Source organism: Aquibacillus saliphilus, assembly GCF_020404745.1.
GTDB classification, from domain to species: domain Bacteria; phylum Bacillota; class Bacilli; order Bacillales; family Amphibacillaceae; genus Aquibacillus; species Aquibacillus saliphilus.
In genome coordinates, this window is record NZ_JAIZAP010000009.1 from 156,339 (window position 1) to 171,971 (window position 15,633).

A 15,633-nucleotide genomic window follows, 5' to 3' on the forward strand; every position below is an offset into this window, starting at 1 on the left:
TAGAGGAGGGAGAATGTCTTGAAAAGTGGATCAGATTCTTCAGTAAATCGTGCGATAAAAATAATTAGGCTATTGTCCCAATTTCATCATCTTACTGTAACAGAAATCTCACGTAGACTTGAGATACCTAAGACAACATGTTTTGTGATCCTACAAACACTTGAATTTGAAGGGATAATTCGTAGGGATAACCAAGCTAAGTATAACATTGACAAAGGTTTATATGCTCTTATCTTAAATGCCGATAACTATGATTTGCTTAAGAAAATTGCACGACCAATATTACAAGATCTTACGAATAAAACTCAAATGACATCACATTTGGCAGTCAGAGAAGGAATGGAAACAGTCTATCTTGATAAAGTAGATGATTCTGGATATGTAAAATTCAATACTTATAAGGGGCAAACACACCCGTTATATATTACAAGTGTGGGTAAAGCGATTCTAATGAATATGGATAATAAAGAAATTATTAAAAGTTATGCAGAGACTACTTTCTTATCTAAACATGAAAATACAGTTACTAGCTTAGAAGACTTACTTGATCAATTAGAAGGTTTTAGAAATAAAGGTTACACGTTAGAGGACGAGGAGGGGGAGATTGGAATTAGGTGCATTGGTGCTCCTGTTGTCGATTCAACAGGTCAAACCATCGCAGCGTTAAGTATCACTACTTTAAAAGAAAAATTGCCAGAATCTGAATATTTTCATATAGGATCAATTATTCAAGAGGCAGCCAAACAACTTGCATATAGCATCGAACTGGAGCGAACTTAAGTGTCGAAGCTCTTTAAAAATTTCAAATTAAGGAAAAGTTTAATTAAAACTATATTAATCTCTAAGGGGAGAAATTAAATGAAAAAACTTTTTGGTAAATTGATGTTAGCTAGTTTGATAATTATGCCCTTACTACTTGTAGTAGCATGTTCATCCGATTCAACTTTAGATAGTGAAAATGCAGATAGTGAAAACGAGGAAGAAAATAATAACGAGCAAACCAACAATGACGAAGAAAAATCAATAACTGTAGCTATAAACAGTGATATTCAAAATTTTAATCCATACACAAACCAAACGGTTGATTATTTTATTATTCGTTACAACCTTTTTGATTCTCTTGTTAAGTTTGATCCAACAATGAACATAGTTTCAAATTTAGCGACCGACTGGAATAAGGTCAGTGATACAGAATACACATTCACTTTAGAGGAAAATGTTGAGTTCCAAAATGGACAGTCTTTTTCAGCAGCAGATGTAAAATATTCTATCGAGATGGCGCAAGATGAAGACAATGCATCATTTTTTGCACCTTACTTTGCAGATGTGGAAAGTGTAGTAGGGGATGGAAATAATGTAACTATCCATTTATCACAGCCCAACCCTGCATTATTGAGCAATCTAACTAGTTTCCCAATTATTGCTGATGGTACGTTAGATGAATTAGGCTCTAATCCTATTGGTACAGGACCATTTGAATTCTTCTCTTGGTCTTCGGGAGATAAAATTGAATTGAAAAAATTTGAAAATTATTGGAAAGGCGATACAACGAATGTAGATAAAGTAGTACTTCGACCAATTGTTGATTCTGCTGTGCGTTTAAGTAACTTGATTTCGGGAACGATTGATGTGGTAAATAGCTTATCCCCAAATCAAATGGCGGAATTAGAATCAGAAGAAGATATTTCTTTATTACAACCAGTATCTTCCAATCAAACTGCACTAGTAGAAGTTGTATTGAAAAACAATGAAGCGTTCCAGGATCCTCGTGTAATGCAAGCATTGACACATGCCCTGGATAAAGAAGCAGTTAAAAATAATGTTTATCAAGGATATGGAAAAGTTCTTTGGAGTCCATTCCCTTCTAATAACTTCGGCTATAAGGAAGGTGTGGAGTATTCTTTTGATCTGGATAAGGCAAAAAATTTACTTGAAGAAGCAGGTTATGGATCAGGATTATCTTTTTCACTCATTTTACCAAGTGGGGTTTCTCATTTAGAACAAATTGCTGTTATGTGGCAGTCTAATTTAAATTCTATTGATGTCGATATGGAAATTAATACAATGGAAGTAAACAGCTGGGTAGATCAATATATTGAACGTTCTTATGAAATGACACTCAATTTTTATCCGCAAGCTGGTAATGATCCTTCCACCTATGCTAACCAAATCCTATTACCTTTAGCACAAAATAGCATGGTCGATCCCAGCCAAATGGTGGAATTAATTGAAAAAGGAGCTTCAACAGCAGATGAATCAACTCGAGAAGAAATATATTCAGAGATACAAGATTTGGTAAACGAAACGGGGGTTATTATACCAATTGTAGAAATGCCTATTGCTGCCGGAGTTGCTAATCATGTAAGTGGTTTGGAATTTGATCCAACATCAGTGTTATATCTTGATAAGGTTCAAGTAGAGTAATAATTATGTATTAACCACCCTAGTTACTGTGTCTATAGCTTAAAATCATCTTGTAAGGAGGGAAAATCTTTGCTTTCCTATATACTTAAACGTCTATTCAAATCCATTGTGGTTATATTCTTTATAAGTATTGTTTCATTTTTTGCGATAAGACTTGCGCCAGGAAACCCAATTCTTACTGTATTGGGAACAATCGGCAATTCTCCTGAAAAAGTGGAAAGCCTGAAACAAGAAATGGGATTGGACCAGTCCCTTATCATTCAATATCTGGATTGGATAGGAGGGGTTTTACAAGGTGATCTTGGCCAGTCGCTTATAAGCAACAAGCCAGTTATTGATATAATTTTGGCTCGTTTACCAGCAAGTGTTGAATTGATTTTAGTTTCGGTAGTGATTGGGTTACTTTTCGCGATCCCCATGGGCATAATGGCGAGCGCTCGTCCAGGAAAACTTTTGGACAAAAGCTTATCCGTTTTCAGTGTGTTTGGTATGAGTATTCCTGTATTTTGGCTAGGTCTTTTGATGATACTACTATTTTCGATTAATCTTCAATGGCTCCCCGCATCAGGTTACATTGGGTGGTCTGAAGACCCCATACAGCATATGAAATTACTAGTTATGCCTGCAATCTCATTAGGGATATTTGAAGCCGCTGTGTATTTTAGATTTGTTAGAAATGGTATGTTAGACATTTTGGGAGAGCCGTATATCGAAACTGCTTATGCAAAGGGACTCTCCCCTTTTAAAATATATTTTAAACACGGATTTCGTAATACCTTTCTTACGTTAATAACTGTACTAGGTTTAGAAATAGGTACACTAATTTCTGGAACAGTTATCGTTGAGCAAGTTTTCAGTTGGACCGGTATTGGTTGGTTGGTATTGAATTCTGTAATTACAAGGGATTATACACTTCTACAAGGTACAATTCTTCTTGTATCTGTTGCAGTAGTTGCTATTAACTTTTTGTTAGTGCTTTTATACACCGTTCTAGATCCAAGGATTAAAACTGATATGACAAAAGGGGGGAGTTGACATTGGAATTGGAATCTAACACTAATCCATCATTATTACAGAGGTGGTCGTACGGTATAACAAAGAATTGGCTCGCGAGCTTTGCGATTATTATTTTGCTTTTTTTAATTGTTATGGCTCTATTTCCGGCCTTGTTAACTTCATATGCCCCATTAGAGGTCATGTTAGATGATGTATTAGTCCCGCCCTCAACCGAACATATAATGGGAACTGATGAATATGGTAGAGATATTTGGTCAAGGTTAGTGTACAGTGCTCGGGTTACCATTTATATTGGCTTGGGATCCGCAATCCTGGCAGCTTTAGTAGGAATCCCTTTGGGACTTCTTGCTGGATATTATGGTGGGAAATTAGAACAAATCATCCAGGTCATAGTGGATACCATGCTTTCTTTTCCTGCCATGCTACTAGCTATTTTGATAGTATCAGCTTGGAATCCTAATCCTTTCAGTTTAATAGTGGTCATATCTATGGTGAATTTTCCACGCTTTACAATGGTTGTAAGAAGTAATGTTCTTTCTCTAAAGGAAAGAGAATTCGTGATGGCTGCAAAATTATCTGGAGTCTCCTCTGGTCGAATTATGTTTTTTGAGATTTTGCCAAATTGTATGACTCCAATTATTGTACAAGGGTCACTGTTGACCGCAACTGCTATTTTAATAGAGACGGGATTAAGTTATTTTGGATTAGGTATTCAACCACCCGATCCATCCTGGGGCGGGATGCTAAATCATGCTCAAAATTATATGAAATATCCATGGTATTCAATCGCTCCTGGCCTAGCTATATTGTTAACAGTATTATCAATTAACATCATCGGGGACCATTTTCGCGATCGCTTAGATGTAAGGAGGTAAAATATTATGAGTCTGGAAATTAAAAATCTGTCTGTGACATTTAATAAAAGGTATGAAAAAGTTTATGCTGTTACGGATGTTTCCTTAAATATTAATTCCGGTGAAATAGTAGGTCTAGTTGGAGAGTCTGGTTGTGGGAAATCAGTCACTACGAAAGCAATTCTCAGATTAATAGGTTCACCGCAAGCAGATTTGTCAGGATCAGTTTTGTTAGATGAAAAAAATTTAATTCATTTAAAAGAAAAAGAGATGCGAAAGGTTCGCGGAAAGAAGATCTCACTTATCTCACAGAATCCACTATCTAGTTTGAATCCTGTTATAACTATAGGTGAGCAGGTGGCGGAACCATTAATGCAACATAAAAAGATTAAGAGAAAGCACGCTTTAAGGTTAGCCAGGGAGGCTTTAGATAGAGTTGGATTTCCAAAGGGATATAACTATTTAAAACGCTATCCAAACGAATTTAGTGGAGGTATGAGGCAACGGATCGTAATAGCCATGGCACTAATAAATGAGCCTGACATTATCATTGCGGATGAGCCAACAACAGCATTAGATGTTACAATCCAAGCCCAAATACTTAATTTGTTACAGGATATAGTAACAGGTACATCCACCTCTGTTTTAATTATTTCACACGATTTAACTGTTATATCCGAGATGTGCGATAAGATAGGGGTTATGTATGCGGGACAGATTGTCGAGTGGGGAGAAAAAAATAAGATCTTGAGTAATCCTTCCCATCCCTATACTGAAGCACTTATATCAACCATTCCTAATAAAACTATTAAACACGAATTTATGACAATATCAGGCCAACCGCCAAAACTCAGCAATATTCCTGATGAATGCCACTTCGTCGATAGATGTAAATATGCAGATATTTCTTGTAGAAAAGGACCTATTTCATTAGAAGAAAGACAGGATGGAGGGAGAGTAAGATGTCTGAAACCACTGCATACATCTTAAGAGTTTCCAATATATGCAAGTATTTTGAACAGAGAAATTTTCATAAAAAAATTGTTCTAAAAGCAGTAGACGATGTTTCTCTTGAAGTTAAAAGAGGGGAAATATTTTCTATAGTAGGTGAATCGGGGTGTGGAAAGTCTACTTTAGCCAAGGTTATTACTCATTTAACGAATCTTACTTATGGAGAATTATATCTAAATGACAAACCGATAGAACTCACCAAACGTGAACAAATATTACAATATAGGAGAGATGTCCAGATGGTTTTTCAGGACCCTTTTTCTTCCATTAACCCTAGAACAAAAATAAGAAAAGCAGTTACCGCACCATTGTTTTCGTTATTTAAGGTTACTGAGGACGAGGCTGAGGAAAAATTCCTGGCAATCATGAGTGAAGTAGGAATTCCGGAAAGATTATTTGATAAATTACCTCATGAGTTATCAGGGGGCCAATTGCAAAGAGTTGCTATTGCTAGAGCTTTAATTGTGAATCCAAAACTGCTAGTAGCCGATGAACCTATAGCTGCGCTGGATGTGTCTATTCAATCTCAAATTTTAAATTTGCTTTTTAAATTACAAAAAAAGTTCGGTCTAACCATTGTATTTATAGCTCATGATTTGAGGGTGGTCAGTCAATTTTCAGATCGGGTAGCTATTATGTACCTTGGCAATATAGTAGAACTAGGAAGTAGTGAACAAATATTTCGCAATCCCCAACATCCGTACACAAGAGCATTAATTCAGTCTATTCCAAAGATAAGTAGCGATGTAAGATCACATCTAGAGGTTTTAGACGGGGAAGTGCCTAGTCTATTTAATATACCTAAGGGTTGCCCTTTTCAACCAAGATGTTCAAATCGAACTAAAATTTGTACTTCTTCAAAACCAAAACTATCTAATTCTGGAGACTCTAATGAAGAAATCTATCAAGCTAACGAAAGGAAAGTTTCATGTTTTCATCCTTTAAAGTCAAACGAAAAGGAGAGGATGTTTTGATGGCTGCTTTGCAGAAAGGATTGTTCGTTTATCCGTGGAATATGGCGGAGGAAGGTATTGAGGAATCTGTCGAATTGTACAAATCAGTAAATACTGATACATTGTTTGTTTCCGCAAGTTATCATAGTGGACGATTTTTCCATCCTAAGGCTACTAATAAAATGCATACTCGACATGATTCTGGGACTTCTTTTCAGCCTGATCTACCCTTGTATCCATCAGATTTACAACCACAAGTTGATGCTGATTTATGTAGTGACCCTATTCATCAGCAAATAAGGGAAACATGTGATAAAAACGGAATATCCTATAATTCGTGGATAGTGGGTATGCATAACTCTACTTTGGGTCGTAGCAATCTAGAATTATGTGTAGAAAACGCATATGGTGAAAAATATGATTACGCACTCTGTCCTAGTCAACCAACAGTTAGAAAGTATTTGGCTGCATTGGTAGAAGATGTTCTGAAAAATTTGAAGCCAGAATCAGTTTTACTAGAAACACCAAATTTTCTTGGCTTTATTCATGATCATCATCACGAATTAATACTTGCCAACCTTGGTCCAGTATGTGAATATCTTCTTTCTTTATGTTTTTGTGAACATTGTCAAGACAAGGCGGCAAAGGATGGAATTGATTCAGACCTGCTTCGCCATCGTATTAAAGAAAGAATAAATTTCTTAATTGAAAATGAAAGAGGTGGGGTTTCAGCCGAATTCTCGAATGCAGAACTAGCATCAATTCTGCTCGAGGACCCAAATCTTTACGAATACTCTAGAATGAGATTAAAAAGTGTAACAAGTTTTATTAAAGAAATTAGAAGTTTAACAAATTCATATGGGAAGATGCTATATGCAGTTCCGTCTATTTTTGCAAGGCCTGCTTCAAGAGCATGGATGGAAGGAACATCTTTATCTGAAGTTGCTAAAGCTGCTGATGGAATATTTTTATTATCTTATTTTTCTGATCCGGCTTTGGTAAGGGCAGATATAGAATGGGTGAAATTGTTTATAGGTGATACCCCTATCTTCTCTGCTTTTAATGGTGGTTATCCTGACACTCTAAGTGAGGAAGGATTAAAGGCTTGCATAAAAGTGGCGATGGACTACCAGCCATTTGGTCTAGGTATTTATAATGCTTCTTTATTAACCAATACTAGAATGAAATGGGTACAGTCTGTTTATAAGATGGTTGATGAAATGAACTAAATCAAGAGTTTGCAGGGGAGTTGTGGATATTGAGAGTTGGTATTATAGGTTATGGTTTTATTGGGAAACTCCATCTTTTAGCATGGAAAGGGGTAGAGCCGAAGACGACTTTTTGTGTGATTGACCCAGTATTAACTGATGAAATTAAGTTAGAGCTTGAACAGAGAAACATACCTTATATGGATACTTTTGAAAAAGCATTAGCAAAGTACCCTGATATCCAATATATAAGTGTCTGCTCACCTCCAAATCGTCATAAAGAGGTTGTTCTCCGAGCAGCAAAAGAGAATATCCATATTTTATTGGAGAAGCCCGTATCTGCTGTTGAGTCAGACTATAAAACTATGAAATTAGCCCTTTCTGAAAGTAAGTCAAAAGCTATGGTAGGTGTAACCCAACGTTTTTACCCTGAAGTCATTAGAGGAAAAAAATGGATAGAAAATGGATTGATTGGCGATATTATTTCCATTCAGGATATTATGATTTTAAGTGATTTTGGACTTCCTTCTTGGTATAACAATCCTGACATATCGGGTGGTGGTATTTTTATTTGTAATGGAGTACATCTCCTAGATAGATTAAAATATCTAACCGGAAGTGAGATAGAAAAACTTTATGACTACAAATTTAAGGGTCCTGTTCGAAATGAAAAAATTGCCTCTATTAATGGAAAATTGTCTGGGGGGGTAAACGTTCATCTTCATCTCGAATGGAGTGAGGTTGAAAAACGGCAGGAATTAACTATTTTTGGAACAAAAGGCAGGATAGAAATATCAACATGGGATTACGCACGACTTTATACTAAAGGTGGTCTGGAAGAGGTTAAGCCCTATAAAAGTGGTGATTCATTTAATGATCGCACCTTAAGTGGCTTAGTAAATGAAATAAAATGTTTCTTGGATGGAGTGGAAAATACCATTCCACATGAACTGACACTTGAAGGACATGAATCAATTATTGGAACAATTTGGAAAACATATCAAAAATAAGATGAGGAGACTGAAACATGGAGGTTACTGATAAAGAATTATTAACTGATACTCCTATAGTTGCAGTTGATTTAGATGTATTAGAACAAAATATTTCTTGGCTTTCTAACTTGGCAAAAGAAGTAGGAGTAAAACTTCGTCCACACGCCAAGACACATAAAAGCCCATACGTTGCTAAGAAACAATTAGATGCCGGAGCAATTGGTATTACAACAGCTAAATTAGGTGAAGCAGAAGTAATGGTAGATAACGGTATTAATGATATTCTTATCGCTTTTCCAATTATAGGGAAGCGAAAACTAGAAAGATTTGGTCAGCTGCTAAAAAGAGCAAATTTAATGGTAGCTCTTGATGATCTAGAGATTGCTCGATCCTTAAATGAAGTGGGAGAAAAGCTTGATAAAGAAATTGAAATTTATGCGGATGTTGACACTGGTTTGCACCGGATGGGAAGAAGTCCTATTGAAAGCGTAGATCACTTATATGAAATTTCAAAGTTGAGTCATATTACTATCAAGGGTTTGATGAGTCATACTGGGCATGCATATCAGGCCGAAACAGATGAAGAAATAAGAAGGATAGCCATAGAGGATGCGACACTCTTAAATCAAACAAAAGAGATGCTAGCAGAAAAAGGGGTTTTTATTCCCGAGATCAGTATTGGTGCTACGGCAACAGCGCGCTTTATAAAGGAAATCCCTTTTGTAACTGAAATGCGCCCTGGAATGTATGTTTTTAATGATCGTTTTGTGATGGCGTCTGGTGGTGCAAAGGAAGAAAATTGTGCTGTATCCGTATTTGCCACCGTTATATCTCATCCCACCAATGACAGAATTATTATTGATGCGGGTAGTAAAACTCTGGCTCAGGATCCATTTAAACACGGAGGTCACGGAGTTGTAAAAGGACATGATAACTTAGTTATAAGTTCTCTGTCAGAAGAACATGGAACGATTGTAGTAAGAGGTAATACTAATTTGAATGTAGGAGACGTAATTCAAATTATTCCAAATCATATTTGTCCAGTAATAAATTTAACAGATAATCTTTATGGATTCAGGAATGGGGAGTTAGAACGGATGATTCCTGTTCTGGGTAGAGGTAAGAACAGGTAAATGATGATAATGGAAACGGAGAGTGCTGTATCTAATGTATGATTTATTAATTCTGAATGGATATATAATTGATGGTTCACGGGATGCAAGGAAAAAGATGGATATTGCTATTAACGAAGATAAAATAGTTACTATTGGAGATCTCTCTAATTCTCAAAGTAAGGATGTCATTGATGCAGAAGGACTTGTTATATGTCCTGGTTTTATAGATGTGCATACACATTCTGAACTTGCTTTGATGGGCGGAAATGATCAGTATGCTCCTTTAAAAATGGGAGTAACTACACAACTAACTGGACCTGACGGCTTTTCATGGGCCCCATTAACAGGTGATGTAAGTGATGAAATGAGAGAATTTTTAGAAGTGTTCTACGACTACACAAACGTCCCTAAGGAATTCTTTGAGATTCAATCTATTGATGGTTTATTAACAATGTTCAAAGATAAAATTCCTTCTAATTTGTTGTTACAAGTACCACACGGTAGTGTTCGGGGGGCAGTTTTAGGTTGGGAAGACCGTGTTGCCACTGAGAAAGAAATACAAGTTATGGAGTCGATTGTAGAAGACTGGATGAAGGCAGGAGCAAAAGCCTTCTGCACAGGGTTAGAATATGAACCCACAAGACATGCCGATTTGAATGAACTCGTTAGATTAGCTAAAGTATCAGCTTCGTACGATGGAATTTATGTAGCGCATCAAAGAGGATATATGGACAACGTACTTACAGGGTGTAATGAAACATTTGCTATTGCTAGGGGGGCAAATATCCCTGTACATATTTCTCATTTCACAGTAAACGAAGAAGCAGAGCAGTTGATCTCTCAGGCAACAAAAGAAGGTATTGATGTATCTTTTGACATGTATCCCTATCCAGCTGGATGTACTCATTTAATGTACATGCTTCCAGAGTCATGGCAAAAAGGTCCTCCAGAAAGGATTTTAAAACAACTGAGCGATAAAGAAAAACGAAAAGATATAAAAAGCCATTTAGAAAATGTATTAGATCCAAATAGAGCCAAATTCGCATATGTTGGAACTCCTTATCAATCTGGACTTGAAGGTAAAACTCTAAATGAGGTTTATGAATCCTCAGACAAAGACCTTTCTGATATTATATGCGATATCCTATTGGAAAGCTCATTACAAACAGTAATGATTTATCATTGGCCCAAAGAAAATTTCAATTATTTAAATAAAACTTTTACACATGATTTACACATGGTAAGTACTGATGGTATTTATGCTGGTGAGAAACCACACCCAAGAGGTTTTGGGACTTTTCCAAAAGTAATAAGGGAATTTGTTTATGAAAAGAACATATTAACTTTAGAAAATGCCATATATAAAATGACAGGTTATCCTGCTGAACGCTTTCATATCAAGCAAAGAGGATTAATCAAGGAAGGTTATTATGCTGATATTACAATTTTTGATCCTAAAAGGGTTAACTCAGAGGCGACTTTTGAAAATCCAAGGAAAGAACCGGAGGGGATTGACCATGTGATTGTTAATGGAAAATCTGTTATAGAAAAGGGGAAAATAATCCCTGGAATGAACGGAAGAATACTACATTAAGCATAGATAAGGAGAATATTAAATGAATAGCAATGCTAAAGAGATTTTTGAACGTTATAAGACAGAGTTGAATTTTAAACCGACTACTCCAAGGTCAGACCGTCCGTATACAGGAGTTAAATATTTTAACAATTGTGCTTTTATTTCTGGGAATGTTGCCTTTTCCAATGGTGAGGTTCTTTATAGTGGAAGAATTGGAGATAACTTATCCATCGAAGAGGGAAAAAAATCTGTTGTACTCGCAGTAATCAACTGCCTTGAACTTTTTGATCAGGATAAAGGAATTGAAAATATTGACTCTATACTTAAAATGACAGGCTATTTAAGCTGTACCGAAGCTATAACAGAACATCCAACAATTTTAAATGCAGCTAGTGAAGTATTACTTGATATATTTGGTGAGCCAGGTAGACACGCTAGAGCAGCACTTGGAATGCATACTTTGCCTTTAAATGCTTCAAGTGAAATTGAGTTGATTGTGAGTGTGAAAGAATAGTTGTTGTCTCACATGTAGAGCTTTCAATTAAAACTATCTCTTAAGTACTTGAAAACTATTGATAATATTTTTTTAATTAGAATAAAGTAGTTTTGTGACTTAAAAATAAAAGCAGAATTGGAGTGGTATTATGAAATTAGTTACATTTGAAACTAATGATGGTGTAAAGGCGGTTGGTGTTTTGAAGAAAGACTCAGTGCTTTCATTAAATAAATTATTAAAACAACCTGACCTTTCCATGATGGTACTCGTTGAAAAAGGAATTTCTTACATCAACGAAATAAGAAATGAGGTTGATTCTTCTGAGGGAGATTACAGTTTAAAGGAAGTTAAAATTTTGCCACCTCTAGAACGACCCAAAAAAATAGTTTGCGTTGGAAATAACTATATGGACCACTGTCGCGAACAAAAAATAAAACCGCCAGAAAGACCTTTGATATTTTCTAAGTGGCCAAGTTGTGTGGTGAGTTATAATGATCACATTGAATTACCTAAAGAATCTAAACAGGTTGATTACGAGGCTGAACTTGGGGTTATTATTCAAACTGGCGGAAAACATATTAATAGGGAAGAAGTGAGTGATTATATATTTGGTTACGTAGCTGTAAATGATATTAGTGCGAGAGATGTACAATTTTCGGATGGACAATGGATTCGTGGTAAATCATTTGATACTTTTATGCCGACAGGTCCATTTATCTTGACAGCTGATGAAGTTGAGGAACCACAAAAGTTATCCATCAAAACCAGTTTAAATGGAAAAATACTGCAAAATTCAAATACTGCGGAAATGATTTTTGATATATCATATATTGTTTCCTATCTTTCAGAAGGTTTTACTTTTGAAAGTGGTGACCTTATTGCAACAGGTACCCCTAATGGCGTGGGTGTTTTTCGTCATCCCCAAATATTCCTTCAAGCTGGGGATATGATAGAAGTATCAATAGAAGGTCTGGGTTCCTTAAAAAATACATGTGTAGAACGATAGTATTGATACTAGTAATATAAGCTTAAAAGTTGTTAAACTCTATGAAATTTGTAATATTTAGTACATGATCTATCATCCCGAGGAATTAGTAGTAAAGTTATCAATTATAGAAAATTCTGAGTTCAAATTATCCAGAAGGAACCTTAAGTCAATATATAAGAAGGCTACGATTGAGGCCTTCAAATTCACTATGTGAATTTATCGAACTGCTGAAGTTGGCTTGAGGTGGAATAAATTAATGATTTTATTATTAGATATGTGAATTAGTTTAATTTAATCTCAAATCTGTTATTATGATCTGAAAATTATTTGTTTTGGATTTCGGTTATTGGGTTAAAAATATTACCAAGCAGTCTTCTTTTTTGATAACCACAAATAATGATAAGGTTGCTTCTCTTTTTTCTAGTACTTAGATATAAGCTGATTGGCTGATCGTAAATGCTGTTTTCTTCTTGGAAGAATCGGCGGTATTTATTGTGTGTTTTTCATCTTTCAGTTTCGTCCTCGTTAAAGCCACACATCTCTTGTTCATTCCATTCATCCAAATTATAAAAACTATACTTTATAATTTTTTTATAATAAATCTTTCCACGTTATTATTTTATTTTTTCCTATGCTCTTTGAATTAAGTCTATCTTGTTACAAATCCTAATAAGAAGTACTACGAACAAAGTTAAGTACATTTTAACAACAGCACTTTCAAAAGAACTAAAAATGAACATCAAGGAAGTATTTCAAATCTTTCTTGCCAATGGCTTGATTAATAGAGTTGATGATAACTGGGTGCTTACTGAAAATGGTGAAGAACGAGGCGGAACGATAAAGAAACACCGAAGGATTGGTGAGTATATAGCTTGGGATGAAACTATTAAAAGTAGCAACATGTTCAACACTAGTAAAGAAACACTATTAAATGCTACAGCATTAAGCAAACATTTTGAAGTATCCAAATTTAAAATGAATCCAATCTTGTCTGAATTAGGATTCGTGCAAAAGTCTGTAAAAGGTTGGACAGTAACAAAATTAGGGTTAAGTATTGGTGGGAAGCAGCTGGAATACGATAGGACTGGTGTCCCATATGTAAATTGGCCAGAAAGCATTCTGCAGAATAAGAGATTAGTAGAAACAATGAATGAGTTACAGTGAAATTAGCCAGAGGAGAACACGGAATCTAATCAAAACAATTCTTTAGGATTTAGAGAAAAGTTTGTGGCTAAACATAGATCAGCAGATGGTCATTATGTACGATCAAGAGCCGAAATGCTTATAGATAACTGGTTATACATGTCTGAAATTGTACATGCTTATGAACGGAAACTACCAATCGAGGAAGATGTTTATACCGATTTTTACTTACCAGTCGGTAAAGTGTACATAGAATATTGGGGCTTAGAAGACGAACCGAAGATGCGGCGCGAAAGCAAGAAAAATTACGAATATATCAAAAGTACGGGTTCAACTTAATAGAATTACAGGATGCTGACATTCAAAACTTGGATGATATACTGCCAAAGAAGTTGTTGAAGTTAGGGATACAGGCTTATTAATTGAGTCTTTCTAACGTAGAATCGGTTAAATCATTAGGGATTTCTCTATAGAAATAGGCAGATGTGGGGCAACTATTTTATTGCGTAGTAGACCATTACTGCGCAATAAAGAACTTCTTTTAAGACTTCGCGAAAATTGAATTCATGCCCTACAGGCGGTTGAGTAGATAACCCATTGGTCAAGATAAGTATTATTTATTAAATTACAAATAATATAACTTAAAACTGTCTTGCTATGTTACATTAAAAGGCCATCAGTTTGAGATGGCCCACTTCTATTTTAGGAAACAGTAATGTGAGTAATACGAGTAAAATATTACTTTTAACGGCGTTATGATATTCTGATTTTCAAACATAAATACTATATATTTATTACTATAAATTGATAGTATTACAATAAATCAAATGGCCGTCTAACTTTATAGCTAATTCTACCTGATCTCGCCCCAATATAAAATCATTCATATTGATACGGAGTTGATTAGCAGGATTGTTAGCAGATAGGATATAATTTTCCTTAGCAAAATAACAAATCTCTCCCCCCCTACCGAACCATCTTATATCTATATTTCTTGAATAATTGTCATTTCTATTAAAATCCACTATTAAGTGACTCTTACTCTGATTCACCTCTAAAATCTTTAAGAAATCACCATGAAAAATAGTATTAGAATCCGTTATATCAAATGTACCGTCATCTATATAACAAATCATATCCTGATATCCGTGATAAGCAAAGTCGTCTAATAGATGCTTCAACGTATCAGCTTCAGCTTTTGTTCTACAAACAATTCTTTGTAAATAATTCAAATTACAATGATCCTTTACTACTATTTCAGCTTGTCGATGTTTCCTTATTTGTGACCCATCAAGTCCATATGTGCTATCATTATGATAAATATAATTAAACGGTGCTTCAGCTAATTCTTCCATACCTTGATGTATTGGTACATAATGATGTGAGGCAAGGCTTTCATATGAAAAATATACATTCGGTTCGTCCAATATTGCTGTATCAAATAATAAAAATACAGGTACTGGGCAATGTGCCCCAAGTTCAGTTATTTCTACTTTAGCCCTTATTCCTTCATTGTGGAACTGTGTAGGGGTTAAAGGCCTAAAGTAGAACCGAGCATAATCTTTATATTCTTCCTCAGTCCCTGATATCACATCGCTACTAGCATTGTCATTTAAGTTTTCAATCTCCTTTGTATTTCCTTGATTTCTAGAACACAGTAATCCATCATTTAGAATAGATGCTATGTTAGTAATATGAGAAAAATGATAAATATACTTTGACCACCACTTACAATTTTGTGGTAAATACTTCGTAACATGTGAACAGAGTAATAGTTCCTTAGCCGAACTAACCGTTTCCATAGTCCCGCACCTCCCCTAAAAAATGTATTTTATTTTAAATTTTACCATATATAA

General features: G+C 35.3%; 15 protein-coding genes. 14 read left to right on the forward strand and 1 reads right to left on the reverse strand.

Features of this window, described 5'->3' with window-relative positions; genetic code table 11:
• Positions 1–18: 18 nt before the first annotated feature.
• The 14 genes from LD272_RS11170 (at position 19) to LD272_RS11235 (ending at position 14,116) form a co-directional block, all read left to right on the forward strand.
• Complete coding sequence (locus tag LD272_RS11170) at positions 19–780, forward strand: IclR family transcriptional regulator (protein ID WP_226036701.1); 762 nt, start codon at positions 19–21, stop codon at positions 778–780.
• Positions 781–858: 78 nt separating this feature from the next.
• Positions 859–2,424, forward strand: coding sequence for an ABC transporter substrate-binding protein (locus LD272_RS11175; RefSeq protein ID WP_226036702.1), 1,566 nt, complete (start codon positions 859–861; stop codon positions 2,422–2,424).
• Between the two features lie 69 nt (positions 2,425–2,493).
• Complete coding sequence (locus tag LD272_RS11180; protein WP_226036703.1) at positions 2,494–3,459, forward strand: ABC transporter permease; 966 nt, start codon at positions 2,494–2,496, stop codon at positions 3,457–3,459.
• 2 nt (positions 3,460–3,461) lie between these two features.
• The gene (locus LD272_RS11185) at positions 3,462–4,316 is read left to right on the forward strand and encodes an ABC transporter permease (protein ID WP_226036704.1); all 855 of its coding nucleotides are present in this window, start codon (positions 3,462–3,464) and stop codon (positions 4,314–4,316) included.
• A gap of 6 nt (positions 4,317–4,322) precedes the next feature.
• Complete coding sequence (locus LD272_RS11190) at positions 4,323–5,285, forward strand: ABC transporter ATP-binding protein (RefSeq protein ID WP_226036705.1); 963 nt, start codon at positions 4,323–4,325, stop codon at positions 5,283–5,285.
• A complete protein-coding gene (locus tag LD272_RS11195) occupies positions 5,258–6,280 on the forward strand; it encodes an ABC transporter ATP-binding protein (protein ID WP_226036706.1) in 1,023 nt (340 codons plus the stop codon). Before LD272_RS11190 ends, LD272_RS11195 begins: the two co-directional genes overlap by 28 nt.
• On the forward strand, positions 6,280–7,488 hold the full coding sequence (locus tag LD272_RS11200) for a hypothetical protein (protein ID WP_226036707.1): 1,209 nt from the start codon (positions 6,280–6,282) through the stop codon (positions 7,486–7,488). The genes LD272_RS11195 and LD272_RS11200 overlap by 1 nt, the downstream gene beginning before the upstream one ends.
• A 29-nt stretch (positions 7,489–7,517) precedes the next feature.
• Positions 7,518–8,477: a Gfo/Idh/MocA family protein gene (locus LD272_RS11205; RefSeq protein WP_226036708.1), complete on the forward strand. Its 960-nt coding sequence runs from the start codon at positions 7,518–7,520 to the stop codon at positions 8,475–8,477.
• Between the two features lie 17 nt (positions 8,478–8,494).
• A complete protein-coding gene (locus tag LD272_RS11210) occupies positions 8,495–9,592 on the forward strand; it encodes an alanine racemase (protein WP_226036709.1) in 1,098 nt (365 codons plus the stop codon).
• Between the two features lie 34 nt (positions 9,593–9,626).
• Positions 9,627–11,168 (forward strand): N-acyl-D-amino-acid deacylase family protein, encoded by a 1,542-nt coding sequence (locus tag LD272_RS11215; protein ID WP_226036710.1) that lies wholly within the window; start codon positions 9,627–9,629, stop codon positions 11,166–11,168.
• Positions 11,169–11,190: 22 nt separating this feature from the next.
• Positions 11,191–11,664, forward strand: a complete 474-nt coding sequence (locus tag LD272_RS11220; RefSeq protein WP_226036711.1) for a RidA family protein — start codon at positions 11,191–11,193, stop codon at positions 11,662–11,664.
• A 130-nt stretch (positions 11,665–11,794) separates the two neighbouring features.
• Complete coding sequence (locus tag LD272_RS11225; protein ID WP_226036712.1) at positions 11,795–12,652, forward strand: fumarylacetoacetate hydrolase family protein; 858 nt, start codon at positions 11,795–11,797, stop codon at positions 12,650–12,652.
• 714 nt (positions 12,653–13,366) lie between these two features.
• A complete protein-coding gene (locus tag LD272_RS11230; protein ID WP_226036713.1) occupies positions 13,367–13,798 on the forward strand; it encodes a hypothetical protein in 432 nt (143 codons plus the stop codon).
• 63 nt (positions 13,799–13,861) lie between these two features.
• On the forward strand, positions 13,862–14,116 hold the full coding sequence (locus tag LD272_RS11235) for a hypothetical protein (RefSeq protein WP_226036714.1): 255 nt from the start codon (positions 13,862–13,864) through the stop codon (positions 14,114–14,116).
• 458 nt (positions 14,117–14,574) lie between these two features.
• Here LD272_RS11235 and LD272_RS11240 read toward each other — a convergent pair whose 3' ends face one another.
• Positions 14,575–15,579 (reverse strand): DarT ssDNA thymidine ADP-ribosyltransferase family protein, encoded by a 1,005-nt coding sequence (locus LD272_RS11240; protein WP_226036715.1) that lies wholly within the window; start codon positions 15,577–15,579, stop codon positions 14,575–14,577.
• Positions 15,580–15,633 lie beyond the last annotated feature (54 nt).